This is a genomic window from Mesorhizobium sp. M0778, assembly GCF_040320105.1.
Classification (GTDB): Bacteria; Pseudomonadota; Alphaproteobacteria; order Rhizobiales; family Rhizobiaceae; genus Mesorhizobium.
In genome coordinates this window covers 1-24,453 of record NZ_JAMYPA010000004.1, presented here as the reverse complement: position 1 = coordinate 24,453, position 24,453 = coordinate 1, and the positions used below count along the sequence as shown (strand labels likewise).

General features: G+C 62.5%; 22 protein-coding genes and 2 pseudogenes. 9 read left to right on the top strand and 15 right to left on the bottom strand.

What is annotated here, in order from left to right:
- Positions 1–24 precede the first annotated feature (24 nt).
- A complete protein-coding gene (locus tag NKI22_RS07540; RefSeq protein ID WP_023719250.1) occupies positions 25–273 on the top strand; it encodes an antitoxin in 249 nt (82 codons plus the stop codon).
- 216 nt (positions 274–489) lie between these two features.
- Here the strand turns inward: NKI22_RS07540 and NKI22_RS07535 are convergent, their stop codons facing one another.
- Positions 490–1,419, bottom strand: a complete 930-nt coding sequence (locus NKI22_RS07535; RefSeq protein ID WP_502897685.1) for a cation diffusion facilitator family transporter — start codon at positions 1,417–1,419, stop codon at positions 490–492.
- A gap of 32 nt (positions 1,420–1,451) precedes the next feature.
- A complete protein-coding gene (locus NKI22_RS07530; protein ID WP_352494779.1) occupies positions 1,452–3,641 on the bottom strand; it encodes an anthranilate synthase in 2,190 nt (729 codons plus the stop codon).
- 319 nt (positions 3,642–3,960) lie between these two features.
- On the opposite strand from NKI22_RS07530, the gene NKI22_RS07525 reads away from it, so the two are divergent.
- Positions 3,961–4,731 (top strand): isocitrate lyase/PEP mutase family protein, encoded by a 771-nt coding sequence (locus tag NKI22_RS07525; RefSeq protein WP_023719246.1) that lies wholly within the window; start codon positions 3,961–3,963, stop codon positions 4,729–4,731.
- Between the two features lie 14 nt (positions 4,732–4,745).
- Here NKI22_RS07525 and NKI22_RS07520 read toward each other — a convergent pair whose 3' ends face one another.
- The 3 genes from NKI22_RS07520 to NKI22_RS07510 form a co-directional block, all read right to left on the bottom strand.
- Positions 4,746–5,795 (bottom strand): M14 family metallopeptidase, encoded by a 1,050-nt coding sequence (locus tag NKI22_RS07520; RefSeq protein ID WP_352817939.1) that lies wholly within the window; start codon positions 5,793–5,795, stop codon positions 4,746–4,748.
- Between the two features lie 140 nt (positions 5,796–5,935).
- Positions 5,936–7,312, bottom strand: a complete 1,377-nt coding sequence (locus NKI22_RS07515; RefSeq protein WP_352494781.1) for an FAD-containing oxidoreductase — start codon at positions 7,310–7,312, stop codon at positions 5,936–5,938.
- Entirely contained in the window at positions 7,309–7,770 is a 462-nt protein-coding gene (locus NKI22_RS07510; protein ID WP_352482058.1) for a DUF4126 domain-containing protein, read from the bottom strand. Before NKI22_RS07510 ends, NKI22_RS07515 begins: the two co-directional genes overlap by 4 nt.
- A 146-nt stretch (positions 7,771–7,916) precedes the next feature.
- Here NKI22_RS07510 and NKI22_RS31440 point away from each other — a divergent pair.
- Positions 7,917–7,994, top strand: a pseudogene (locus NKI22_RS31440) (maltose acetyltransferase domain-containing protein); the annotation flags it as partial.
- A gap of 359 nt (positions 7,995–8,353) precedes the next feature.
- Positions 8,354–8,461: pseudogene (locus NKI22_RS31435) on the top strand (sugar O-acetyltransferase); the annotation flags it as partial.
- An 18-nt stretch (positions 8,462–8,479) separates the two neighbouring features.
- On the opposite strand, the gene NKI22_RS07500 reads toward NKI22_RS31435, so the two are convergent.
- Entirely contained in the window at positions 8,480–9,466 is a 987-nt protein-coding gene (locus NKI22_RS07500) for a helix-turn-helix domain-containing protein (protein WP_352817941.1), read from the bottom strand.
- A gap of 128 nt (positions 9,467–9,594) precedes the next feature.
- Between NKI22_RS07500 and NKI22_RS07495 the strand changes: the two genes are divergently transcribed.
- The gene (locus tag NKI22_RS07495) at positions 9,595–10,242 is read left to right on the top strand and encodes a cysteine hydrolase family protein (RefSeq protein ID WP_352958336.1); all 648 of its coding nucleotides are present in this window, start codon (positions 9,595–9,597) and stop codon (positions 10,240–10,242) included.
- Between the two features lie 71 nt (positions 10,243–10,313).
- On the opposite strand, the gene NKI22_RS07490 is transcribed toward NKI22_RS07495, so the two are convergent.
- The 9 genes from NKI22_RS07490 to NKI22_RS07450 form a co-directional block, all read right to left on the bottom strand.
- A complete protein-coding gene (locus tag NKI22_RS07490; protein WP_352494783.1) occupies positions 10,314–11,993 on the bottom strand; it encodes a formate--tetrahydrofolate ligase in 1,680 nt (559 codons plus the stop codon).
- 303 nt (positions 11,994–12,296) lie between these two features.
- Positions 12,297–13,421, bottom strand: coding sequence for a DUF2333 family protein (locus NKI22_RS07485; RefSeq protein WP_023719239.1), 1,125 nt, complete (start codon positions 13,419–13,421; stop codon positions 12,297–12,299).
- A gap of 15 nt (positions 13,422–13,436) precedes the next feature.
- On the bottom strand, positions 13,437–14,741 hold the full coding sequence (locus tag NKI22_RS07480; protein ID WP_023719238.1) for a DUF6638 family protein: 1,305 nt from the start codon (positions 14,739–14,741) through the stop codon (positions 13,437–13,439).
- A 109-nt stretch (positions 14,742–14,850) separates the two neighbouring features.
- Positions 14,851–15,267, bottom strand: coding sequence for an endonuclease domain-containing protein (locus NKI22_RS07475; RefSeq protein WP_084642682.1), 417 nt, complete (start codon positions 15,265–15,267; stop codon positions 14,851–14,853).
- Positions 15,268–15,404: 137 nt separating this feature from the next.
- Positions 15,405–17,315: an AAA family ATPase gene (locus NKI22_RS07470; protein ID WP_352591707.1), complete on the bottom strand. Its 1,911-nt coding sequence runs from the start codon at positions 17,313–17,315 to the stop codon at positions 15,405–15,407.
- 24 nt (positions 17,316–17,339) lie between these two features.
- Positions 17,340–18,485 carry a hypothetical protein gene (locus NKI22_RS07465; protein WP_352591710.1) on the bottom strand — a complete coding sequence of 382 codons (1,146 nt, stop codon included), beginning with the start codon at positions 18,483–18,485 and terminating at the stop codon, positions 17,340–17,342.
- 35 nt (positions 18,486–18,520) lie between these two features.
- The gene (locus NKI22_RS07460) at positions 18,521–19,609 is read right to left on the bottom strand and encodes a hypothetical protein (protein WP_352715467.1); all 1,089 of its coding nucleotides are present in this window, start codon (positions 19,607–19,609) and stop codon (positions 18,521–18,523) included.
- Between the two features lie 213 nt (positions 19,610–19,822).
- Positions 19,823–20,212, bottom strand: coding sequence for a c-type cytochrome (locus tag NKI22_RS07455; RefSeq protein WP_352640760.1), 390 nt, complete (start codon positions 20,210–20,212; stop codon positions 19,823–19,825).
- 120 nt (positions 20,213–20,332) lie between these two features.
- Positions 20,333–20,944: a thymidine kinase gene (locus NKI22_RS07450; protein WP_023719232.1), complete on the bottom strand. Its 612-nt coding sequence runs from the start codon at positions 20,942–20,944 to the stop codon at positions 20,333–20,335.
- Positions 20,945–21,037: 93 nt separating this feature from the next.
- Between NKI22_RS07450 and NKI22_RS07445 the strand changes: the two genes are divergently transcribed.
- From NKI22_RS07445 to choV, 4 genes are all read left to right on the top strand, one after another.
- Entirely contained in the window at positions 21,038–21,166 is a 129-nt protein-coding gene (locus NKI22_RS07445) for a hypothetical protein (RefSeq protein WP_280940418.1), read from the top strand.
- Between the two features lie 15 nt (positions 21,167–21,181).
- A complete protein-coding gene (choX, locus tag NKI22_RS07440) occupies positions 21,182–22,117 on the top strand; it encodes a choline ABC transporter substrate-binding protein (RefSeq protein ID WP_352591725.1) in 936 nt (311 codons plus the stop codon).
- A gap of 117 nt (positions 22,118–22,234) precedes the next feature.
- On the top strand, positions 22,235–23,089 hold the full coding sequence (choW, locus tag NKI22_RS07435; protein ID WP_352640762.1) for a choline ABC transporter permease subunit: 855 nt from the start codon (positions 22,235–22,237) through the stop codon (positions 23,087–23,089).
- Entirely contained in the window at positions 23,086–24,267 is a 1,182-nt protein-coding gene (gene choV / locus NKI22_RS07430; protein ID WP_023719229.1) for a choline ABC transporter ATP-binding protein, read from the top strand. The genes choW and choV overlap by 4 nt, the downstream gene beginning before the upstream one ends.
- Positions 24,268–24,453 lie beyond the last annotated feature (186 nt).

Sequence of the window (24,453 nt, the reverse complement as noted above, 5' to 3'; positions counted from 1 at the left end):
TCATGTGACGAGGAGGTGGATGCCATGCGCAAGACAAGGGTGTTTTGGTCCGGCCGCTCGCAGGCGGTGCGCTTGCCAAAGGAGTACCGTTTCGACACCAAAGAGGTTTTCATCAGCCGCCACGGCCAGAGCGTCATTATCGAGCCTCTTGCGCAGGATTGGGCTTGGCTGGACAGAGTGATCGGTCCGCTTGATGACGATTTCGCGGAGGCGGCTCTGGAAAGTCCGTCGGATCAGATCCTCGAATCCATGGCGCGCAGCGGCTCGGAATGAGGGCTACAGCGATCCTTCGCGCCCCCCTCTGTCCTGCCGGACATCTCCCCCACTTGGGGGGAGATCGGTAGCTTCCTCGCGTCACTCACTCCTGCGACTATGGCTATTGGCAAAAGCCGCGGTGACGGCCAATCTCCCCACTTGTGGGGGAGATGTCCGGCAGGACAGAGGGGGCGCGAAGGATCACGACTGAGCGATTTTTCTGCGCGAATTGCTTCACGCGAACGGCACGGCCGTCGTGCCCTTGGGCAGTTTCGCTTCGTCGTCGGGCTCGACATGGATGATGACGCGAAGGGAAGGGATCTCTGCCCGCAGCGCGTCCTCGATGCGGTCGCAGATGACGTGGCTGGCGCCGACCGACATGTCGGCGTCGACGACCAGATGGAACTCGATGAAGGTGGCGCGGCCGGCGATGCGCGTCTTCAGGTCGTGGACCTCGAGCGCGCCCTTGCAATTGGCAGAGATGATGTCGCGGATACGGATATGTTCCTGGGTGTCGACGGCGCGGTCCATCAGCCCGTTCATCGACGAGCCGATGACGTGCCAGCCCTGCCACAGGATGTTCAGCGCCACGATCACCGCAAGAGCCGGATCGAGAACCTGCCAGCCGGTCAGCACGGCGCCGACCAGGCCAATGAACACACCGACCGAGGTCGCTACGTCGGTCATGATATGCCTGCCGTCGGCAACCAGCGCCGGTGATTTTTCACTCCGTCCGGTGCGGATCAGCGTCAAGGCCCAGACGGCGTTGATGACGGTTGCGACGCCGTTGACGGCAAGGCCGGTCCATGGCTGTTCGAGCGGGGCCGGATGCTGCCACGACCACCAGACCTCGTTGAGGATGAGCAGGGCGGCAAGCACGATCAGCACGCCTTCCAGGACGGCCGAGAAATACTCGGCCTTGTGGTGGCCGAACGGATGGTCCTGGTCGGCTGGCTTGTAGCTGACCTGGATCGCCCAATAGGCGGCGGCCGAGGCAATGACGTTGACGATCGATTCCAGCGCGTCCGAATAAAGCGCAACCGAACCGGTGACGTACCAGGCCACCAGCTTGAGGCCGAGCACGACGAAGGCGACGACGATCGACCAGAAAGCGAGGCTGGCGACCTTCTGCCTGGCGGCTGCTTTGATTTCTGCCGCGGTCACTGGGGAAGAAATCCCAACACTGAGCCCTCGAATTAAGCGGCCTTTTCCTTGGCCTTGCGCGGCAGGTGCGCGACGATGTTCTCGATGATGCGCATGCCGGCATTGTGGCCGAGCGTCATGATCGATTCCGGGTGGAACTGCACAGCGGCGATCGGCTCCTTGCGGTGCTCGAAGGCCATGATGATGCCGTCCTCGGTCTCGGCGGTAACGACAAAACCATCGGGCAGCCGCACCGGATCGGCGAAGATAGAATGATAGCGGCCGACCGTCACCTCCTTGGGCAGGCCGGAGAAGATGATGCCCGGCTTCGACACGCGGATGCGCGACGGCTTGCCATGCATCGGGATGTGCAATTGCCGCAGCTCGCCGCCATAGGCCTCGGCCAGCGCCTGCAGCCCGAGGCAGACGCCGAAGATCGGCAGGTCGCGCGCACGGGCTCGCTTGATGGTGGCGGCGCAGTCGAAGTCCTTCGGCGTGCCGGGGCCGGGCGACAGCACGACCAGGTTTGGCTTCAGCCGGTCGAAGACCTCGTCCGGCACCGGCGTGCGCACCGTCGAGACATTGGCGCCGGTCTGGCGGAAATAGTTGGCCAGCGTATGGACGAAGGAGTCCTCGTGGTCGACCAGCAGGATGTTGACGCCATCGCCGACCCGCGCGGTGCTGCGTTCGGTGCTGGCGGCATTGCCTGACTTGGCGTCGCGGATGGCGGAGATCATGGCGGATGCCTTCAGTTCGGTTTCGGCTTCTTCTTCTTCGGGTATGCTGTCGAAGAGCAGCGTGGCGCCGGCGCGCACCTCGGCAATGCCGTCCTTGATGCGGATGGTGCGAAGCGTCAGGCCAGTGTTCATGTCACCGTTGAAATTGACCATGCCGATCGCCCCGCCATACCAGGCGCGCGGGCTCTTCTCGTTCTGCTCGATGAAGCGCATGGCCCATAATTTCGGCGCGCCGGTGACGGTGACGGCCCAGGCATGCGACAGGAAGGCGTCGAAGGCGTCCATGCCTTCGCGCAGCCGTCCCTCAATGTGGTCGACGGTGTGGATCAGGCGCGAATACATCTCGATCTGGCGACGGCCGATGACGCGCACCGAGCCCGGCTCGCAGACCCTCGACTTGTCGTTGCGGTCGACATCCGAGCACATGGTGAGTTCGGACTCGTCCTTCTTGGAATTGAGCAGCTTGAGGATCTGCTCGCTATCGGAAATGGCATCGTCGCCGCGCTTGATAGTGCCGGAGATCGGGCAGGTCTCGACGCGGCGGCCGTTGACGCGAACGAACATTTCCGGCGAGGCGCCGATCAGATATTCGCCCTCGCCGAGATTGATGAAGAAGGAATAGGGCGAGGGATTGATGCTCTTCAGCTTGCGGGAAATCTCGGAGGGCTGGGTTTCGCAGCGTTCGTAGAACATCTGCCCCGGCACCACTTCGAACAGGTCGCCGCGCTCAAAGCTCTTCATCGCCTTGCGCACCAGCTTGGCATATTCGCCGGGCTCGTGGTCGCCGCGCGGCGGGATCCGGTCGGCGGTCCTGAACGGCTCGACGATTTCGTCGCGCGGCAGGCCTTCGGTCGAAAAGCCGTCGCCGGAATAGTCGTAGCGGTCGGTCCAGGCCTTGGTGGAATAGTGGTCGACGACGAGGATCTCGTCGGGCAGGAACAGCACGAGATCGCGCTGGCTTGGCTTGCGCTCGAGCTTGTAGTCGACCGGATCGAACTGGAAGGCGAGGTCGTAGCCGAAGGCGCCATAGAGGCCGAGATTGGCGTCTTCCTCGGTCTTGAACAAAGCAGTGATGGCGCGCAGCACGGTGAACACGGAGGGAACGCGGCTGCGTTCCTCTTCGGTGAAGACACGGCCGGGCTTGGCGACCTCGAGGCGGATGAGTTTGTTCGACGTCTCGGCGATCGTGACATCGTCAAGGCCGGCAAGCACCGTACCGATCACCGGCAAAAGCACCTCGCCACGGCGGTTCAGCGCCTCGATGCGCATGGCGCGGCCGCGTGCCGAGATCACCAGCGGCGGATCGATGATGGCGGTATCCCAGCGCGTATAACGGCCGGGATATTCGTAATTCGAGGAAAACACGGCGCCGCGGCGCGAATTCAGGCCATCGACATAGCCGTCGATCGCGCCCTCATATGGCCGGTCATGGCGCTGGCGGGTAATCGCCACGCCACCCGCGGTGACGAAGCGCTCGGCGCCATTCTCCAGAATTTTCGTCGTCATTGCCGTCTCCATCAGCGTCTTTGGGGCAACGGACCCGGGAATGGCTTGAAAAAACAAATGGCCGCCCGGACATTCCGCTGCGGCCACCTTCTATTGTCACGCGAACGCGTTCGAACAGGCCGCTGTCAGCGAGCCCACCACCAAATGGTCTTGATCGAACGCATATTCATGGCGAAATCCATAGCCGCGAAAAGCGGTATGCGCAACAGGTTTGAAAGTCTGTGGGGTGGCTGCTGCTTTCGCAACCCATGGCACATGGCCAAGACCGGCAGTCCTGCCTAGACTCTGCATCAAACAGCAGGAAGACGGGAAAACATCGATGACCGAGCAGATCGACCGCGCACGGACGTTCCATTCCCTCCATGTCAAGGGCAACCCGATTGTCCTCTACAATGCCTGGGACCCAGGCTCCGCCAAGATCATCGCGCAAGCAGGGGCCAAGGCCATCGCCACCGGAAGCTGGCCGGTCGCGGCCGCTTTCGGATTCGCCGATGGCGAGAAAATCCCGTTGGAACTGGCGCTCGAAAACATCAAACGCATCGTTGCGGCGGTGGATCTGCCGGTAACCATGGACCTCGAGGGCGGTTACGGGGTCGCTCCGGAGGTTGTCGCCCGCAGCGTAGGGCTCGCCGTGCAGGCTGGAGCCGTCGGCTTTAATTTCGAGGATCAGATTGTCGGCGGCAGTGGGCTGCACGACATCGCCATACAGGTGAGGCGGATCGAAGCCGCCGCGGCGGCCGTGAAGACCTCGGGTATTCCGGCCTTCATTAACGCCCGAACCGACATTTTCCTGAAGGCGAAACCGGATGCGCACGACAAGGCTCTCCTCGATCAGGCGATCGAGCGGGCGCACGCCTACGAAAGGGCCGGAGCGCATGGCTTCTTTGCGCCGGGGCTTGCCGATGAAGGCCTGATCGAGGCGCTCTGCCAGGCAACGGCATTGCCGGTCAACATCATTGCACTGGCGCATGTGCCGCCGCGCCAGAGGCTTGCCGAACTCGGCGTCGCCCGCGTGAGCCATGGTCCGGTGCCTTACCGGCAGATGGCCGAATGGCTGGAGTCCAAGGCGCGACAGGCGATTTCGGGGTAGCCTGGCGGGTTGCGTCAGTCCTCCAGCGTCCCCGACCTTGCATCGGCACTCTTCCTGTCGCCGACCAGCTTCAAGAGGTCCTCGCCGGCGCGAATTATGCGGCGCGAGCGGCGTGTCAGGATGAGGCCGGCCTGGGGCGCCAACACTTCCGTGCGGCCGTCGGGCTCACCCGGCGCGTGGACGATGGTGGCAAGGCGCGCACCCTTGGTGACGCGGTCGCTCGGCTTCACGTGGTAGAGGATCGCGCCCGAACGGGGCGCCGGCATCATCTCGATATTTTCGATCGGCGCGACGAGTCCTCCGAAGCTGCCAGACGCGGGCAGCGCCTGATCCCGGATGACGCCGCGCGCCACCAGCAGCCGGTAGAGCCCTTCGGCGTCGGCGCTGGCGAGGGCGCCGTCGACGTCGAGTATGCCGCGATATTCGACGGTGGTGGCGACGCGCCGATCGAGGCGCGCGACGTCGGCGGGAACGTTCTGATACGGCATGATCGAGGCGCCTTCGAAGGTGCCGTCGGGATCTTCGTGCCACAGCATCACCGCATCGACGCCCATAGCCGCCGCACAATCCGCCATGGCCGGCCACAGGCTGGTGTGGACGTAGAGGTAGGCGAGGCCTTCATCGTCGCAGTGCAGGTCGAGCACGATGTCGTGGCCGATGGAGAGCTGCAGCAGCCGCGTCTTCAGCCGCTGATCGACCGTGCCGTGCGCCGGCAGGAGCGTGAGGTCGGGCGCGGCGAGCCGCGGAAAGCCGCGATTGAAATTGGTGCGCGTCCCCAGATGGAAGCGGCCCTGATGGTCGCCATAGAGATATTGCGCGCGGCCGATCGGATTGGCCCAGGGCACGATGGTCATATTGCCGCTGATGCGGCCTTCGGCTTCCGCCCTGCTGAGCATCGGCATCAGCGCATCGATGGCAACGACGCCCGGCAATTCGCCGGCATGAAGTGCCGCCTGCAGATAGGCCGAAGGCGCTGTCTTGTCCGTTCCGGTGAAGCGGAAGACGGGGAATTCGTAGGAAACGCCCTCGCTGTCGCCGGCGATGCGTTCGATGGATTTCTGCATGGACTGTCTCCAGGAAACGAGACCGAACACATGCCCTTTCGCCAATACACTGTCGATTGGTCCAGCTTTTCGCGCTATGGGCGCACGGCTCTATCCGGGCTTGGCGCTCAAAGGATCGCGAGATAACGCCTGCGCCCGGCCTATGCCAGCGGCTTCAATTCCTGGGCGATGGTCGGCAGAAGCTCCGAGACGTTCGGGTGGATGTGCACCGCGCGCGCCAGCGTACTGACTGGCGCCTTGGCATACATCAGATCGAGCACGCAGTGCACTGCCTCGTCGCCACCCGGGCCGAGCACCGAACAGCCGAGGATTTCCTTGGTGTCGGCATCGACCAGGATCTTCATGAAGCCTTGCGTCTCACCTTTTTCGACGGCACGGCTGACGCGGGTCATTGGCCGCTGGCCGACAAGGGCGCGGCGGCCGGATTTCCTTACCGCGGCTTCGGTCATGCCGCAGCGGCCGAGTGGTGGGTCGATATAGAGCGCATAGGCCTCGATGCGGTCGCTGACCTTGCGCGGATCGTTGTCGAGCAGGTTGGCGGCGACAATCTCGTAGTCATTGTACGAGGTGTGGGTGAAGGCGCCCTTGCCGTTGCAGTCGCCCATCGCCCAGATGCCGGGCACGCTGGTGCGCAGCTGGTCGTCGACGACGATGAAGCCGCGTTTGTCGACCTCGACGCCGGCTTTGTCGAGGCCGAGATCGTCGGTGTTTGGCGTGCGGCCCAGGGCCAGCAGCACATGCGAGCCGACCGCAGCCGCCTTGCCTGGCGAGAAGGTCACGGCGATTTCGTTGCCTCGCCTGGCGAAGCGGATATCGTCGGCGCCGAGATGGACGGCAATGGCTTCGTTTTCGAGGATCGACAAAATGGCGTCCGAGACGTCATCGTCCTCGCGGCCGATCAGGCGCGGGCTCTTTTCGATGACCGTGACTTCGGAACCGAAGCGGCGGAACATCTGCGCGAATTCGAGCGAGACATAGCTGCCGCCGACGACGATGAGATGGCGCGGCAGCACGTCGAGATCCATCATCGACGAATTGGTCAGGTAAGAAATGCCGTCGATGCCGGGCAGGTCGGGCACCGAGGCGCGGCCGCCGGTGTTGAGGAAGATCTTTTCGGCGCTCAGCAGATCGTCGCCGACGCGCACCGTATTGGCGGTCACGAAGCGCGCATGGCCGCGATAGAGCGTGCATTTGTCCATGCCGGCAATCCAGTCTTCGAGATTGCCGCGGGCATCGTTCGAGACTTTGTCCTTGCGCGCCTTGATCGCCTTGTAGTTGACGCCGATGGGACCGGAGAGCGTCACACCGTAGTCCGCGGCGCAGCGGGCGAGATGCGCGGCATAGGCGCTTGCCACCATCGTTTTGGTCGGCGTGCAGCCGGTATTGACGCAAGTGCCGCCGACCAGCTTTCGCTCGATCAGCGCCACGCTCATGCCGGCCGCATTCAGCCGGCCGGCGAGCGGTGGGCCGGCCTGCCCGGCACCGACGATGATGGCGTCGAATGTCTTTGCCGTCATGCCACCGCCGCCACGATCAGAAGCCCGCCGACGATCGCCACCGCGTCCTCGATGAAGGCGGCGGGCGGGTCCTTGCCGAAGGCGGTGGCCAGGCGTTTACGCGCCTCGGCGCCGCCCAACGTGCCGATCACCGCGCCGACGGCGCCGGCGATCAGGCCGCCGATGGTGGCGCCGCCGGTGGCGCCGATCACCGCGCCGGTGAAAGCGCCCAAGACGATGCGCGTGCCGAATTGCTGCGGCACCTTGCGGCTCGGCGCCGATGGCAGCTGGTCGGTGACCAGTTCGGCGATGGCCAGGATGGTGAAGATGCCGACGGCGATCCAGTGACCCATGAAACTCGCCCAGGTGCCGGTGACCGGCAACCAGCCTAGCCAGGCGCCCCAGGCGACCGCGGCGGGCGCAGTCATGGCGCGAAGCCCGGCAACGATGCCAATCAGGAGTGCAAGAATGTACAGCATGATTGATCCCTCGATGGCCGGCTTGGGACAGGTCCGAGAGAGCAAGCTACCATAGGTCCGGTATTTGACCAGAGGTGGTGTCGCCGCCGGCGCTTCCGTATTTTCACCAGTTGTGCTTGGCAAAGATTGAGACTGGAGTTGCGGCCATGACGGGGAGCGAACGCACGAAAATGGCGGCGGGCGAGTGGTATTGCTGCCTCGACCCGGAACTGGAGGCGCTGCGGATCACGGCACGCGACGCGGTGTTCGAGCACAACAGCCTGCCACCACGACAGCGCGGCGATATCGGCCTGCCTTGCGGGCGCTGCTCGGCGCTGCAGGCGAGGGCGCCCGGATCGAAGCGCCGTCCCACTGCGCTTATGGCTTCAACATCTTTCTCGGCGACCGCGTCTTCCTCAATGCCGGCTGCACCATTCTCGATACGGCGCAAGTCCGCATCGGCAAGGGAACGCTGCTCGGCCCGAATGTGCAGATCTATTGCGCCGAGCACCACAAGCAGGCTGCCGGGCGGCGGGCAGGGCTGGAGATCGCCAGGCCGGTCGAGATCGGCGACAATGTCAGGATCGGCGGCAGTGCCATCATCCTCGGCGGGGTCAGGATCGGTGATGGCGCCATCGTCGGCGCCGGTGCCGTGGTGACGCGCGACGTGGCGGCGAACACCACGGTGGTCGGCAATCCGGCACGGGTAATCAGGAGCGGGTGAGCCGGATCAGCGTGAAGCGCCGCGTCTATCCAAATCGACACTCCTCGAGAATTCGCGCCGGTATTGCACGGGCGAGGTTCTGAGCCGCGCTGCGAAATGCTGGCGCAGCGAGGTGGCGCTGCCGAAGCCGGCCTCGAAGGCAACCGTATCCATCGATTTTTCCGTTGCTTCCAGCAGCCGCTGCGCCAGTTGCACACGCTGGTCGGTCAGCCAGTCGCCGAAACTGGTGCCGATCGTTTTCTGGAAACGGCGCGTGAACGTCCGGCGAGTGAGGCCGGCGAGACCGGCAACGCTGTCCAGACTGTGCGGATCACTCAGGGTTTTGCGCACCGTTTCGAGAGCCTGGGTGAAGCGGTCCGCATTGCCGGTCCTGGCGATGGGACGTTCGATGAATTGCGCCTGCCCGCCCTGCCGATGCGGAGAAAGCACGATCTGCCGGGCAAGGCGAAGCGCTGCCTCCGCGCCGTAACGAGCCCGTACGACGTGCAGGCAGCAGTCAAGCCCGGCGGCTACGCCGGCGGATGTCACGACATCGCCATCGTCGATGTAGAGCACTTCTGGTTCGACGAGAATGTCGGGATAGAGTTCCTGCAGCTGATCCGCGTAGGCCCAGTGCGTCGCGGCTCGCCGCCCCGAAAGCAATCCGGTCGCCGCGACAGCGAACGTTCCCAAGCACAGTCCGACAATCAGCGCGCCGCGCTCGTGCGCGCCAAGCAACGCCTCGATCAGTGTCGTCGGCGGTGAGATCCCGAGATTCTTCCAACTCGGCACGATGACGATGTCGGCATCATCGAGCGCTGAAAGCCCGTGCGGGACGCTGATGGTCAGCCCGGCATCAGTGCGGATCGGCCCGTTCTCAATCGCGCAGACCCGGAAGTCGAAGCGCGGCAGGCCGAGCGTCGTGCGATCCGCGCCGAACACGAGACACGGCACGGAGAGATGAAACGGGCTGATGCCATCGAAGGCGATGGCGGCAACGACAGGATCGGCCATGGGAGCTCCAGCAAAGGGTGACACCGATTGTCCCAATTCTTTCGAACAATGTCAATCGGGACACTTTTTGCGATCCGGCGCCGCGCTTATCGTCCACCCATCAATGCCAAACGGGAAAGGAAAACCCCATGTCGGACCCAGCCAAAGGCAAAGCTCCACGCCGCGCCCTCATCGTCATCGATGTTCAGAACGACTATGACGGCGGCAACCTCGCCATCCAGCATCCGCCGTTCCGCGAGAGCGTCGTCAATGTTGCGCGAGCGATGGACGCGGCCACCGAGGCAGGCGTCAAGGTGGTGGTCATCAAGCAGTTGGCACCGGAAACCTCATCGGTCTTCGCCAAGGGCAGCCATGGCGCCGAGTTGCACCCGGAAATCGCCAGGCGAAACCGCGACCACTACATCGAAAAGAACTTGCCCAGCGCCTTCACCGGCACGGATTTAGAGGAGTGGCTGCGCGCCAACTCTATCGATACGATCACGGTAATCGGCTACATGACGCATAATTGCGATCTGTCCACGGTCATCAATGCCGTGCATATGGGTTTTGAGGTCGAGTTCCTGTCGGACGCGACGGGGTCGTTGCCCTACGCCAACAGCGCCGGCTACGCTTCGGGCGAGGAAATCCATCGCGTCGTGACGATCGTATTGCAGTCGCGCTTCGCGGCCGTTCTCAAAACCGCCGAATGGATCGATTGCCTGAAGACCGGCGTGGTCCCCCAGCACGACACACCCTATGCCTCCAACCAGCGCGCGCTGGCGCGAAGCGCGGCGTAGGAGACTATTGCGAGCAGGCAGAAGGGCGCCGCAGCGTTGCGGCGCCCTTTGCCGTTCGAGCGTTGATATCCTTAGAACAGGCCCTCGATCTGGCCCATTTCGTTCAGGAAGATCTTTTCCGAGGATGGCGCTTTGGGCAGACCGGGCATGGTCATCACCTCGCCGCAGATGATGACGACGAAGCCGGCGCCGGCAGACAGCCTGACCTCGCGCACCGGCACGGTGTGGCCGGTCGGCGCGCCGCGCAGATTCGGATCGGTGGAGAAGGAATATTGCGTCTTGGCCATGCAGACCGGCAAATGACCGTAGCCGGCGTGCTCCCAGGCGTGGAGCTGGTCGCGCACCGATTTGTCGGCGATCGCTTCGGAACCGCGATAGATGCGCTGGACGATGGTGTTGATCTTCTCGAACAGCGGCATGGCGTCGGGATAGAGCGGGGCAAATTGCGACGCGCCGGATTCGGCCAACGCCACGACTCTTTTGGCCAGTTCCTCGATGCCGGCCGATCCCTGAGCCCAGTGCTTGCACAGGATCGCCTCTTCGCCCATCGAGGCGACATAATCCTTCATCGCCTGGATCTCTGCCTCGGTGTCGGAGTAGAAATGGTTGATGGCGACCACGGCCGGCACACCGAACTGGCGGATGTTCTCGATGTGGCGGCCGAGATTCGCACATCCCTTCTTGACCGCCTCGACGTTCTCCTTGCCGAGTTCCTCCTTCTTGACGCCGCCATTCATCTTCATGGCGCGAACCGTGGCGACGATGACCGCCGCTGCCGGCCTCAGGCCGGCCTTGCGGCATTTGATGTCGAAGAACTTTTCGGCACCGAGGTCGGCGCCGAAACCGGCTTCGGTGACGACGTAATCGGCAAGCTTCAGCGCCGTCGTGGTGGCAACGACGGAGTTGCAGCCATGCGCGATGTTGGCGAAGGGGCCGCCATGGACGAAAGCCGGGTTGTTCTCCAGCGTCTGCACGAGATTGGGCTGCATGGCGTCCTTCAAGAGTACGGCCATCGCGCCGTCGGCCTTGAGGTCGCGGGCATAGACGGCCGACTTGTCGCGACGATAGGCGACGATGATGTCGCCGAGGCGCTTTTCCAGGTCCTTCAGGTCGGTCGACAGGCACAGGATGGCCATGACTTCCGAGGCGACTGTGATGTCGAAACCGGCCTCGCGCGGGAAACCGTTGGCGACGCCGCCGAGCGAACAGATGATCTCGCGCAGCGACCGGTCGTTCATGTCCATGACGCGGCGCCAGACGACACGGCGGGTGTCGATGCCGAGCTCGTTGCCCCAATAGATGTGGTTGTCGATCAGCGCCGACAGCAAGTTATGGGCGGTGGTGATGGCATGGAAATCGCCGGTGAAGTGGAGGTTCATGTCCTCCATCGGCACGACCTGCGCGTAGCCGCCGCCGGCGGCACCGCCCTTGACGCCGAAATTCGGTCCGAGCGAAGCCTCGCGGATGCAGACGATGGCCTTCTTGCCGATGCGGTTGAGGCCATCGCCCAAGCCCACCGTCGTCGTCGTCTTGCCTTCGCCGGCCGGTGTCGGGTTGATGGCGGTCACGAGGATCAGCTTGCCGTCCTTGTTGCCCTTCACCGACTTGATGAACTCGGCCGAGATCTTCGCCTTGTCGTGGCCGTAGGGCAGAAGATGTTCGCTCGGAATGCCGATCTTCTGGCCGATCTCCTGGATCTGCTTCTTCCTGGCGCCGCGCGCGATCTCGATGTCGGACTTCACTTCGGCCATGACGGCTTCCCTCTGAATTGAACGGATTCGATTACTGTGGTCGCAAGCCCGGCACTGCAGGCGCGGGCATGTTCTACCCCTGTCGCTGCCGCGGCGTCAACTTTCATGCAACTATGTTTCCTACGAAGAAAGTGCCTCTGCGGTCGGCTGCCCTGCTACAGGTTCTTTTTTCGCGCCGGTCGCCGCGCCGTATAGAAGCCAGAGCAGGCGCGGTTCCGCCGTCTCAAAACAGCCGCGTAATACGCGAAAAGCGACAGAAGCAACGGCGCAAATTCACCAGCGCCGGCTGCGCGGAACAATCCGCTACTGCGTCAGCACGTTGCTGATCTCGACCATGTTCGAGCGGACCCTGAGTATGTAAAACCCCATCGTCGTCAGATGTGTCGGCAACAGCCAGCCGTCCTCGCGGCCATTGGCGATGATGAAGGGCTGGATGCGCAGCGCCGAGACGAATTGCGCGTCCATCGTATCCCACAGGTTCTGCAGGTGCTTTTCCTTGATGACGTCCTCGAAGTCGGCCTGCGCGCCCTTCATCAGCCCGTAATAGGCATAAAGCTGGCCATAGGCGAACCAGAAGCGGTCGTCGGCACGGGTGTCGAACCAGCCATTGTTGTGGTTTTCGGCACGCTCCTTGAGGATCGCCGAGGTCGAGCCGATGTCGGACGAGATGCGGTCGATATACTGCTTGAGATTGTCGGCGCGGGCATCGAACGTGGCCTGGCAGGCTGCCAGACGGGCGTTGAAGGAACGCAGCTTGCGCACCGCGTCGCGATAATAGCTCGGCGTCGGCGTCTTGGGACCAAACGGGTTCAAGCCGAAGTACCAGGTTTCCTCATCGAACTGCAGATTGCCGCGGGCGTCCTGCAGGTCGGCGTCGATCTGCGAGGTGGTGCGGACGCGGCCGAGATTGTCGGCAAGCTCGGTCGCCGTGCGCCGCACCGCCTGGTTGATGCCGCGCTGGAACGAAGCCTTGTTGTCCATGAACGGCGTGTGGTCCCAGTCGATGCCGAACAGGCCGAGCTTGTAGAGGATCATCGACGACACCCAGGCATTCTGGTTGACGTTGAAGTCGGTCAGGTCGGCCGCAACCTGGGCAATGGCTGAATTTCCGCAGGTCTTGGCCGTGTCGGTGCCGGCGCCTGCAGAGACCTGTTCACCGGCGGAGCTGTTGCGCTTTTCGAACGTGTATTTGTCGACGTAATTCGGGTCGAAATTGTTCCACCACTGGGTGGCGTAGAAGAAATTAATGTAGAGGCCGATCAGCACGACGACAGCCAGGCCGAGCACCGCCTTCAGGATCCAGCCGCGTTGCGTGTACCAGCGCCCCGCCCATAGGAACGGCCACAGGATCGCGCCGATGAGCAAGCCGATGCCGCGGCCAATCCACTGGAAAATCCGGGTGAAGAAATTCACGATCGGATCAAGCATGGCGATGTCACCCCCTCAGTCAGTCAAGCCGTAGAGGCGTGTGCGAAACGCCACCTTGTCCTTCAAATATGTGGTTTTCAGAACGTCCACAACATGCGATCGCCAAGCGTCGCTGAAGCCGTCATAATCCCTGTAGAAGCCCGGCTTGTTGAAGACGTAACGCGAGACGAAGTCCTGCGGCACGAAGTCCGAGATCAGCTGGTTGGTCAGCCAGGCGTCTTGATGGTCCGGCTTGGCGCGGATCACCAGGAAGCGCTGCTGCGGGAACACATCCTCTATCTTGAGATGGCCAAGTTGGGCGATCTCGCGCTTGGCGGCGTTGAGGAAGGGAAAATTGCCGTCCCTGGTGATCAGATCGGCGTGGCCGTGGATCCAGGTCTGCAGCCAGACCTTATCGACGTCGGTCAGATTGCGGTCGGGCTCGGCGTCGCGGATCAGGGCGCGCACCACCATTTCGGCGCGATGCTCGAGATAGCCGGAGGTTTCGATCCATGAGGCGCGAGGCAGCTCGATGCGGCCGGTCGAAGCGAGGAACTTGAACACCTTGTCGGCGTCATGGATCGAGAGATAGCTCACCTGCCACGGCCGCGAGCGGCGGAAGCCGGGCGCTGCCGGGTCGCTGATCACCGTCGTCACGTCGGGATCGACGAACACATAGAGCCCGCCGAAATGGCTGGTCCAATAGGCGTTGTGGCGGAAGATCACCTGGTCCGGCACCAGCGCATTCTCGCGGATGTCGCCGCAGACCTTCGCCAGCTCGACCATGTGTGCAAGCATGGCATTGTCGCGCCAGGCATCCGGTTCCTGCTTCAGCCGGTCGACCAGCTTGCCGAGCTCGGCGGCCTTGCCCAGCACGTCCTCGGCCGACAGCACCTTGAACTCGACCTGATTGATCGACAGCAGATCCTCGATGTCGTCGACCTTGGGGACTGAATCCTCGATCTCGCCGTAGATGACGTCCTTGATTGTCAGCGCATCGATGGCGCGCTGGTTCTTCGACATGAACTCGTACATCAGCAGCGAGGTGTTGGAGAAAGCCGTGTGCACCACCGGCAGGTCGATCTGCGACGGCGTCAGGATGATGAAGCGGCGGTTGACCTCGTTCGGATCGAGGTAGCTGTAGTCGCCGCATTCCTCGGCGACCTGCGGCGAAAAGCCGGTACGGTCGATCTCGAAGCTTTTCAGCTTGGTCGGCTTCAGCCCGAAGGCGACCATCGCCTTGTTGTAGCGCTGGATCAGATGCGGCTCGTCGACCGTCAGCAGCCGGCCGTAGATCAGCTCGTTGTCGCGTAGCAGGTCGGGTTTCTTGGCAGGGCTCATGCGCGTAGTCCCAACGGATCTTGCGCTGGATGACCGAGCTCCAACGCTGACGCCCCCCTCTCCCCGTTCTTCACGGGGAGAGGGTAAGGGTGAGGGGCAGCGCAAACGGTCAAGGACATGTCTCTCCATAGCCTTTGGCGGCGACAAATCGAAGATCACGCGTTTCGATATGGCGTTCGAGGCGCCCTTCGATCGCAGCCACCACTGTTTCAAGGACTGCTTCCCGCTCCTTCAATACGTCTACGTTCCAAAAGCGAAGGATAGACCAGCCATCGGAGACGATGAAGCGATCTCGGATTCGATCATATTGGCTGCCGACATGCTGACTGCCATCGACTTCGACGACGAGCTGGCAGTCTCTGCAGGCGAAATCGACGAAGTAAGAGCCTATCGGCAACTGCCGTACGAATTTATGGCCGTTCAGTCTGCGGTCGCGCAACTCCAGCCAGAGCGCGGTTTCTGCATCGTTGTCGGATTGACGCAGGCGCCTTGCGCGCTTGGTTGTGTCTATTTCTGGCCCACGCATGCGCTGCCCCTCACCCTTACCCTCTCCCCGTGAAGAACGGGGAGAGGGGGGCGTCAGCGTTTGAGCCACGTCTTTCAGCGTTGCTGTGGGAGCTTATGCATCGCACCGGAAACAGTGCTATCCGGTGAGAAGGAAGATCACGCATTCCACATTCCCTTCTTCTTCAACTCCTCGATCTCGCGGACGGCACGCTCCCGCAGACGGGTGTCGCGGATCATCTTGGTCACCGCCGCATCGTCCGACTTGTCGGAATAGCGGAATTCGGAATCCGCATAGCGGTTGATCTCCTGCATGACCATGTCCATCGAGAACGGCCCGCGCAGTTCCTCGATCATCGCCTTCTTGTCGTCGTAGCTTTTGTGCATGAAGGCTTCCGGCTTTTCGAACCACTCGTCGGGCAATTCGATGTCCATGGCGCGCATCTTGATCGCGTCGGTGACGTTCTTGATGGCGCGGCCGGTGAAACGCGGCTCGGCATCCTTGATCAAGTGCAGATAGGTGCCGATATCGGCCATCGACTTCGGCGCGCCGTTCTCCTTCATGTAGCGCTCATAGACCTTCATCAGCCCGTCTTCCTGCGGCTTCTCATGCTCCTCGTAAGCCTCCATCACCGCGCGCTGGATTTCCTGAGCGGCATAGAGCTTGTGGTCGCCGAGCGGGATCTTGTGGTTCTTGCCGGCGAGCAGGACGAAGATGTCGATGTAGTCGTCGCGGCTCTGCGGGCCGTCGACCAGCCAGCGGGCGCCGGCGCGCTGGCGCAATGCGTCGTCAACGTTTTCGGGATAGTTGGAAAACATGCCGAACGAGCAATTGCCGCGCACCACGGTTGCCGCGCCGGCAAATGCGTCCATCAGCACACCGGTGATTTCCTGCTGGCCGGCCGAGGCGCGGTCGTCTGAGCGGCGTGCGGCGACCTGGTCGATATCGTCGATGGTGCCGAAGCCGATGACGCGCGGGTTCAGCACATTGTTGATGAACTGGCGGCAGTTCTGGCCGGACTTGCCCTGGTAGGAGGAGATCTGGTCGACGCCGAAATTTTCGTAGGCGAAGGGATAGCCGGCGACTTGGCAGTAGCCGTTGAGAAGGCCGGCGATCATCTGGATCAGCGTCGTCTTGCCGGTGCCGGGCGCGCCGTCGCCGATAAACGTGAACAGGAAGCCGCCAAGCTCGACGAATGGGTTCAGCTCGCGCTCGAAGTCGTACGCCATCAGCATCTTGGCGAGCTTTACCGACTGGTACTTGGCGATGTGGTTGCCGACGACCTCTTCCGGTTTCTTGAAGGTCATCACCAGCGGTTTTGCCCGCTTGCCAGGGGCGACGTCGAAACCATCGAGGGTAAAATCGTCGACGTCGATGCGGATATGGGCGTTCTCGAACGGGCCGATGCCGTCGAAGCGGCCCTTTCGCGCCAACAGCCCGTCGATGGCTACGCGGGCAAAGGCGCGGGCCCGGGTCATCAGGTCGGCGTCGTCCTTCGAACCTGCTATCGCCCTGTCGAGCCCGGCCACGATCGACTTCACCGCATCCTGCGGGGTGTCGAACAGAAAGTCCGGCTCGGGCGTGTCGTTCGGCGCCTCGCCGTCGCTGTCGATCAGCTGGAACAAATAGGAGGCGAGGCTGAAGGCGGAGATGTAGGCAGAGGCCGACAGCAGCTTCTTGAAGGTGGCAGCTTCGTCGCCTTCGAGCGGCGCGCGGGCGTTTTTCGCCTGCAGGCTTTCGAGGTCCGAGCCTTCGGCGAAGACATCCGATATGGCTAGCGCTATTGCCGCCCCGCGCCGAGCGCGAAACAACAGCATGTGCTGCGGTATGGTCAGCAATTGGTCGTCGGGATGGACGGCGGCGACGGTTTTGGCGAGCTCGACCTCGCGCGTGCGGCGAACCGAGCCGACCGAGACGGTCGAGACGAAGCGGCGGTTGGTGCCGGCAAGCGCTGTGCCGGACTCGCGCGATGGGTCTTCCAGCACGACGATGCGGGTGATGAAACTTTGCGCAGTGGCGCGGTGCTTTTCAATTGCCGCTTCCGGGATGGTGGTCAGGCCGGTGTCCATGGAAGATGCTCCGCGATTTGACGGTCAGACGTCGCTGATGACCTGCCCTTTGGACAGGATGTGGACCTTGTAGCCCGAAAAGATCTTCTGCGCCTCGCCGGCGGCATAGAGCGCCTGATAGGCCTCGTGCGGGATCAGCGCATGGTTCTCATAGCTCGACACGCCCTGGCGCGCGGCCTCGAGATCGTCGGTATTGATGAAGAATTCCTGCGTCGTCTTTTCGCTCGAGAACAGCCCCTTGCGGCCTGGCTTCTCGGCCTTGGAAAAGACCTCCTGGATGGTCCAGGTCAGCAGCCAGGCGTTTTCCGGCTTGCGCACCTTGGCCAGCACTTCGCTTACCGTCGAATTGTTGTCGGTAATCCCTGCAGAATAGAACGGGCCGAGCACGACGCGACGCAGCTGCTTGGGATGCAGCGGTTCGAAATCCTTGTCGAGGTTGACCGCGATGGTCGCCGGCGACAGCGTGTAGGCGGAATTCTTCTCGGTGAAATCGTCGAAACGGTGGGCGAGCTCGGGATTGAGCAAGCCGTCGACCGGCAGCGGAATGTCGACCCTCTCATTAAGCTTGCCGCCGGAGTCGACCAGCTGCCGGATCATGTCGTCGGAGGAATCCTCGACCGTCAGCATATAGACCAGCGGCAGGTTGGCGCTGCCGTCGAAGCAGGCCCAGTGGACCAGATAATAGGGCCGCAACGTCTTCGGATTGACCGAAACCTTGGCCGTCTGGGCCAGCGTGAACGGGCCAAAGGTGGTCTCGCTCTTGACGTCTTCGAGGTAGAGCCGCTCGGCCATCGACTTCTGCAGCGCTTCGGGGAATTCCTTGTGGCGCAGGATGAAGTCCGCCATTTCCTCGCGCAGCTCGTCGGCCAACGGGAGGTTGGCGAGGCGCGCATCGGCCTGGCGGCGGTCGTTTTCCAGCTCGAGCAGGTTCTGGAAGACCGGAAAACCGCTTTCGGCGCGCGAGATGCGGAACGTCTCGGTGAAGCCCAGCCGGTTGCGCCAACACGAGAACGACTTGTCGAGCCGCGCGATGTATTCGGCGACGATCTTGGCGACGATGCCATGCCGGTAGAGCGGCGAGCGATCGTCGCGCATGAACACTTCGAGGCCGCCAAGTGCCGCCGCGATCGCCGAGAAATAGCGCGCCGCCGCTTCGTTTTCGGGGGTCATGCTGCCAGCCCTTGGGAGCAGTGCACGTGCAGCAATTACGACTGCACGTAATTTGCCGAATTGTGCTTCTTCATCACGTCGTCGAAGCGGCGGGCGAAGGCATCGTCGGCGAGCTTCTTGCGGCGCTGGATGTCGGCGGTGGCGACCATGTTCTTCTCGTGCATTTCAAGCAGATCGCCAATGTGCTTCTGCGAGGCAGCACCAATGCCGGCCATCGTCTCTTCGGCGGTGTTGTCGACCTGGCTGCCCAGCGTGTTGATCTTGTGGGCGACATCCTGTTGGGCGGCGGTCTTCAGCGAATCTTCCAGCGCCTTGTACAGCACGATGCGCTGCTCGGTATCGATGGTCAGCTTGTTGATCAGCGTCGATTGCGCCGCGATCTGGTTGTTGAGCGAATCGACGAAGGTCTGGAACATCGAGGTGTAGCGCTCCAGCGTCTGGCTTTCGGCCAGCAATTCTTGCTCCTTGGCCTGCTTCTCGTTGTATTCCGTGGCCAGTTTCGAACGCTCGCCTTCAAGCTGCGTGCGCTCCTTCTGGCTGGTCGAGGCGGCGATCTTGTTCTCGATGTCGAGCAGCATCGGGTTGAGCTCCTCGATGCGCTTCTGCACGGTCTCGAGATTGGACATCGTGGTCTTGCGGCGCTCGATCACCTGCGACAGGCTGGCCTCGGAGGTTTTGTAGCGCGTGTCGAGAACCTGCTTCTGCGCCTTGAGGATGCCGACGATGGTGTCGGACTTCGCCAGCAGTTCCTGCAAATTGCCGGCCAGCGACATGTTGCGGACGCGGTCGGTGCGCATGCGCTGCTTGCGCTGGCTGGAGAAGACGCCGACGAAACTTTCCCAGCCGGTGTAGTTCTTCATGCTCTCGAATTCGGCGCCGAAGACGTTGGTGGCGTCCTCGAGGCCGATGATCAGGTCGGCGATATTGCCTTCCATCACCTTCTGCTGCTTCAGCACATCCTCGATGCGGGCATTCTCGATGTCGAAATTGGCGTCGCCGATCCTCTTGTCGGCGGTGGCGAGCGTGTCGAGCACGGCACCGGACTGCTCAATCTTGGTGCGCATGTCCTGCACGACCTGCTTGGTCTTGGCAATCTCGGCATCGAAATTCTGCAATGTCGCCATTGGGGCCTCCCGCTTCGGCATCGGTTTCGTTTCGCAAACCGCCGCGAATATATGTGCCGGGTTTGGCGAATGAAAGACGGAAGACATGGGATTACAGGAAAACAAAGAATTTCAGGAGGCGACTGCAGGATAATCAAGCCATGATTACGCTGTAACTGCCGGCCGGTCAGGCACCGCTTCGACCTCGGCTGGACTTTTGCGCGGGAGCGACGCTCAGGGCTTGGGATCGGCTTTGAGGTAGGCGATGACGTTGGCGATGTCATCGTCGCTGGTCAGGCCGGAGAAGGCCATTTTGTTGCCGGGGATCTTCTGCCGGGGTGCGCGCAGGTATTCGGCAAGGTTTGCTTGGTCCCAGACCAAACCGGCGGCGCCGGCATCCTTCATCGCCTGCGAGTAACGGCTGAGATAACTGTCCGCGGTGCCGGCGGTGCGGCCGACGACACCCAGCAGATGCGGGCCGACCTTGTCGCGGTCGCTCGTTGCCTCGTGACAGACCATGCATCTGTTGAAGACCTTTTTGCCGAGAGCAGCATCGCCGTCGGCATGCGCGGCAACAACGCCGGCGATGAGGAAAGCAGTTGCAGACGAAATTACTCGAAGCATGGGAACTCCCGACGGCTCTGGCAGTGGATCAAAATAGGCGGCACGCTCAACAAAGGCTGCAATGGCGCGATTGCGGAACGAATGTCAGCCGGGAGGTCGGATGAAAGCAATAGCGCTGGTTTAGGCTTTGGTGAAGCCGATGAAATCGTCTGGGGCGGCGCGGCCCATTTCCTCTTCCCAATGGCGGCGGCAGAGCGAGACATAGACGTCCTTGCCGATCGCCACCTGTTCGCCCTGTTTGGCCACCTTGCCGTCGGCGCCGAGGCGCACCACCATCGTCGCCTTGCGGCCGCAGCGGCAGATGGTGCGCACCTCGCGCAGGTCGTCGGCGATCGCCAGCAGGGCGCGCGAGCCGGAAAACAGCTTGCCTTGGAAATCGGTGCGCAGGCCGTAGCACATGACCGGGATGTTCAGCCGGTCGGCGATGCGGGCGAGTTGCCAGACCTGCTCCTCTTCGAGGAACTGCGCCTCATCGATAAAGACACAATGGACCGTGGCGTGGTCATGATGCTCGGCGACCCGGGCGAATAGGTCGTCGCCGTCGCGGAACATCTCGGCTTCCGTCTCCAGGCCGATACGCGACGAGATCAGCCCGGTATCGCCCTTGCGATAGTGGCCGGCGATGAACAGCATCGTCGTCATGCCGCGCTCGCGGTAATTATACGAGGCCTGCAACAACATCGTCGTCTTGCCGGCATTCATCGTCGCATAGTGGAAGTACAGCTTGGCCATGCCGTCCTTTTAAGCCGAGTTGCAACAAAGCGGGGAGGGGGAGCGCCTACATTCCACCGGGAAAAGACGACTTCCATCCGGAAAGCGGCGGGCGTGTCGTTGATCGACCAGCCTGCGCCGTTGATCGTGGTTGCCTTAGTGCTTGAAACCGCAGCAGAATGGTGTTTGGCTGACGGAACAAAGGTGGAGATAAAACCGCCACTTCGCTTCACCGAGAACTGAAATGGGAGAATTTCTATGTCGCGCATGAATTCATTCGTCGCCGGTCTCGGCCTGGCGGCTTTTCTATCCACGACTGCGGCCTTCGCCGGCGATCCGGAAAGCTGCAAGGCGGTTCGTCTGTCGGATGTCGGCTGGACCGACATCCAGGCGACAACCGGTATAGCCTCGGTGCTGCTCACCGCGCTCGGCTACGAGCCGCAGGTAATCCAGCTTTCGGTGCCGGTGACGATGGCGTCGCTGAAGAACAAGGACCTCGATGTCTTCCTCGGCAACTGGATGCCGTCGATGACCAACGACATCAAGGACTACACCGCAGAAGGCTCCATCGAGACCGTGAGCGAGAATTTGAGCGGTGCCGGCTACGGCATCGTCGTGCCGACCTATGTCGCCGACGCCGGCGTCAAGACGCTGACCGATCTCGGCAAGTTCAAGGACAAGTTCGACGGCAAGATCTACGGCATCGAGGCCGGCAATGACGGCAATCGTATCATCCTCGACATGATCAAGAACCCGGCCGACAATCTCGAAGGCTTCGAGCTGGTCGAATCGTCCGAAGCCGGCATGCTCACCCAGGCCGAGCAGTCGATCAAAAACAATGAATGGATCGCCTTCCTCGGCTGGACGCCGCATCCGGTGATGGGCGCCATGAAGATCACCTATCTCGACGGCATGGGCGACACTGGCTTCGGCGCCGCCACCGTGCATACGATCGTGCGCAAGGGCTATACGACCGAGTGCCCGAACGCCGGCAAGTTCATCACCAACCTGAAGTTCAACCTGGACATGGAAGGCGAGATGATGGACGCGATCCTGAAGGGTGGCGACGCCAATACGGTCGCGACCGACTGGCTGAAGAAGCACCCGGACGCGGTTGCTCCCTGGATCGCCGGCGTCACCACCTTCGACGGCGGCGACGCGGCGGCAGCGGTGAAAACAGCGCTCGGAAGCTGACCTGACCGCTTGCACGACAAGACGAGGGGCAGCCACGGTAGAAATGGCTGCCCTTTTTCATATCCTGTGACAAGATGACCGTCCGGCAAAGGACGGCGCCGGCAGAAGAGGGGCTAGATGGATCCGATCTCCAAATTCCTGGTCAGCTACAAGATCCCCGTTGGCGCGTGGGGGAAGGCGTTTTTCGGCTTTCTCACCGACAATTTCGACACCGTCTTCAGGGCTTTCTCCAACAGCCTCAACTTCCTGCTCGACGGCATCGTCGACGGGCTGCTGTTGCTGCCGCCGGTTCTGCTGATCGCCCTGATCGCTTTGCTCGCCTATTTCCTGCAGCGTTCGAAAGGCCTGGCCCTAGCGGTGTTCATCGGATTGCTGTTCATCCTCAACCAGAACCTGTGGAAGCAGACGGTGGAGACGCTGGTGCTGGTCGTTGCCGCCGCCGCCGTCTCGATGGCTATCGGCGTGCCGCTCGGCATCTGGGCCGCGCACAAGCCGAAGATCTATCGCGTCATGCTGCCGGTACTTGACCTGATGCAGACGCTGCCGACCTTCGTCTACCTGATCCCGGTGCTGACCCTGTTCGGCCTCGGCAACGCGCCCGGCCTGATCGTCACCATCATCTTCGTCATCCCGACCTCGGTTCGGCTCACCCATCTCGGCGTCACCTCGGTGCCGAAATCGATCGTCGAGGCGGGCGAAGCGTTCGGCGCCACCAAGCGCCAGCTGCTGTGGAAGGTCGAGCTGCCTTCGGCACTGCCGACCATCATGGCTGGGCTGACCCAATCGATCATGTTGTCGCTGTCGATGGTGGTGTTCGCCGCCCTGATCGGCGCCGGCGGCCTCGGCACAGAGATCAACCGGGCGCTCGGGTCGCGCCGGATCGACCTCGGGCTTGAGGCAGGTCTGGCCATCGTCGTGCTCGCCATCGTGCTTGATCGAATGACGCGCATCGGCGTGGGAGGCAAGAAATGACCGTCGCCGTCGATTTCAGGAATGTCGACATCGTCTTTGGCGCCGACCAGGCCGGTTCGCTGGCGCTGATCGACAGCGGCGCCACCCGTGCCGAGATCCTCGAACAGACCGGTAACGTGCTGGGCTGTGCCGGTGCCAGCCTCACCGTGCACGAGGGTGAGATTTCGGTGCTGATGGGCCTGTCCGGCTCCGGCAAGTCGACGCTGCTCAGGGCCGTCAACCGGCTGAACGTCGTCTCGCGCGGCCAGGTGCTGGTCAAGGACGGCGATGGTACGGTCGACGTCGTCACCTGCGACGAGGCGACGCTTCGGCGGTTGCGGCAAAAGCAGGTGGCAATGGTGTTCCAGCAGTTCGGCCTGCTGCCTTGGCGCACAGTGGAGGAAAATGTCGGCCTTGGCCTCGAGCTCGCCGGCGTACCGGAAGCCGAGCGCAAGGAGCGGGTGAGCAAACAGCTGAAGCTGGTTCATCTCGACCAGTGGTCGAAGAAATACGCGCATGAGCTTTCCGGCGGCATGCAGCAGCGCGTCGGCCTGGCGCGCGCCTTCGCCACCGAGGCGCCGATCCTGCTGATGGACGAGCCGTTCTCGGCGCTCGATCCGCTGATCCGGACCAAGCTGCAGGACGAGCTGCTGCAGCTTCAGGCCGAACTGAAGAAGACCATCATCTTCGTCAGCCACGACCTCGAGGAGGCGCTGAAGATCGGCACCCACATCACCATCATGGAGGGCGGGCGCATCGTGCAGACCGGCGCGCCGGAAGACATCGTGCTGCGGCCTGCCAACGACTATGTCCGCGACTTCATCGCCAATGTGAACCCGCTCTCGGTGCTGACCGCCTGGAACGTCATGCGCGACCGCCGCGACCTCGAACATGGCGAAAACGGCTGGGTGTGGCTCGACCGCCGCAAGACGACGCGCTTCAAGATCGACGAGCATGGGCTGGTGGCGGCGGCCGAGCGCGACGGCAAGCCGGCGGTGTGGGTCTCCTGCGCCGACGTCGAGGCTCAGCCGGAGGAGACGGCGCAGGTGTTCTGGGCCAATCCCGGCACCTCGCTGAAGACGGTGATGCTGGCCATGCATCGCTCACAGACAGCACCCGTGGCGCTATTCGACGACCAATCGCGCTTCGTCGGCGCCATCGGCGTCAGGGATGTGCTGAGCGCGGTGTTGCGGCGGTAGTTTTTCTCCTTGGGGAGAGAACCAAGACCAACGCCGAGTTCTGTCGCGCCCCCCTCTGTCCTGCCGGACATCTCCCCCACTTGGGCAGGGCTATCGCATATGAGTGATGGCATTGATGAGATAGTCGTCGTTCCAGGCGCATTTCTTGATGCGATGGCTGATGGGAACTTTGGCAGCATCGGCGGC

Coding starts and splice junctions, on each gene's coding strand:
- NKI22_RS07475 (WP_084642682.1), bottom strand. CDS start 15,267: ATGCGTGGGCCAGAAATAGACACAACCAAGCGCGCAAGGCGCCTGCGT.
- NKI22_RS07485 (WP_023719239.1), bottom strand. CDS start 13,421: ATGCTTGATCCGATCGTGAATTTCTTCACCCGGATTTTCCAGTGGATT.
- NKI22_RS07525 (WP_023719246.1), top strand. CDS start 3,961: ATGACCGAGCAGATCGACCGCGCACGGACGTTCCATTCCCTCCATGTC.
- choV (WP_023719229.1), top strand. CDS start 23,086: ATGACCGTCGCCGTCGATTTCAGGAATGTCGACATCGTCTTTGGCGCC.
- NKI22_RS07455 (WP_352640760.1), bottom strand. CDS start 20,212: ATGCTTCGAGTAATTTCGTCTGCAACTGCTTTCCTCATCGCCGGCGTT.
- NKI22_RS07520 (WP_352817939.1), bottom strand. CDS start 5,795: ATGCAGAAATCCATCGAACGCATCGCCGGCGACAGCGAGGGCGTTTCC.
- NKI22_RS07495 (WP_352958336.1), top strand. CDS start 9,595: ATGTCGGACCCAGCCAAAGGCAAAGCTCCACGCCGCGCCCTCATCGTC.
- NKI22_RS07450 (WP_023719232.1), bottom strand. CDS start 20,944: ATGGCCAAGCTGTACTTCCACTATGCGACGATGAATGCCGGCAAGACG.
- NKI22_RS07460 (WP_352715467.1), bottom strand. CDS start 19,609: ATGGCGACATTGCAGAATTTCGATGCCGAGATTGCCAAGACCAAGCAG.
- choW (WP_352640762.1), top strand. CDS start 22,235: ATGGATCCGATCTCCAAATTCCTGGTCAGCTACAAGATCCCCGTTGGC.
- NKI22_RS07500 (WP_352817941.1), bottom strand. CDS start 9,466: ATGGCCGATCCTGTCGTTGCCGCCATCGCCTTCGATGGCATCAGCCCG.
- NKI22_RS07480 (WP_023719238.1), bottom strand. CDS start 14,741: ATGAGCCCTGCCAAGAAACCCGACCTGCTACGCGACAACGAGCTGATC.
- NKI22_RS07470 (WP_352591707.1), bottom strand. CDS start 17,315: ATGGACACCGGCCTGACCACCATCCCGGAAGCGGCAATTGAAAAGCAC.
- NKI22_RS07515 (WP_352494781.1), bottom strand. CDS start 7,312: ATGACGGCAAAGACATTCGACGCCATCATCGTCGGTGCCGGGCAGGCC.
- NKI22_RS07510 (WP_352482058.1), bottom strand. CDS start 7,770: ATGCTGTACATTCTTGCACTCCTGATTGGCATCGTTGCCGGGCTTCGC.
- choX (WP_352591725.1), top strand. CDS start 21,182: ATGTCGCGCATGAATTCATTCGTCGCCGGTCTCGGCCTGGCGGCTTTT.
- NKI22_RS07465 (WP_352591710.1), bottom strand. CDS start 18,485: ATGACCCCCGAAAACGAAGCGGCGGCGCGCTATTTCTCGGCGATCGCG.
- NKI22_RS07490 (WP_352494783.1), bottom strand. CDS start 11,993: ATGGCCGAAGTGAAGTCCGACATCGAGATCGCGCGCGGCGCCAGGAAG.
- NKI22_RS07540 (WP_023719250.1), top strand. CDS start 25: ATGCGCAAGACAAGGGTGTTTTGGTCCGGCCGCTCGCAGGCGGTGCGC.
- NKI22_RS07530 (WP_352494779.1), bottom strand. CDS start 3,641: ATGACGACGAAAATTCTGGAGAATGGCGCCGAGCGCTTCGTCACCGCG.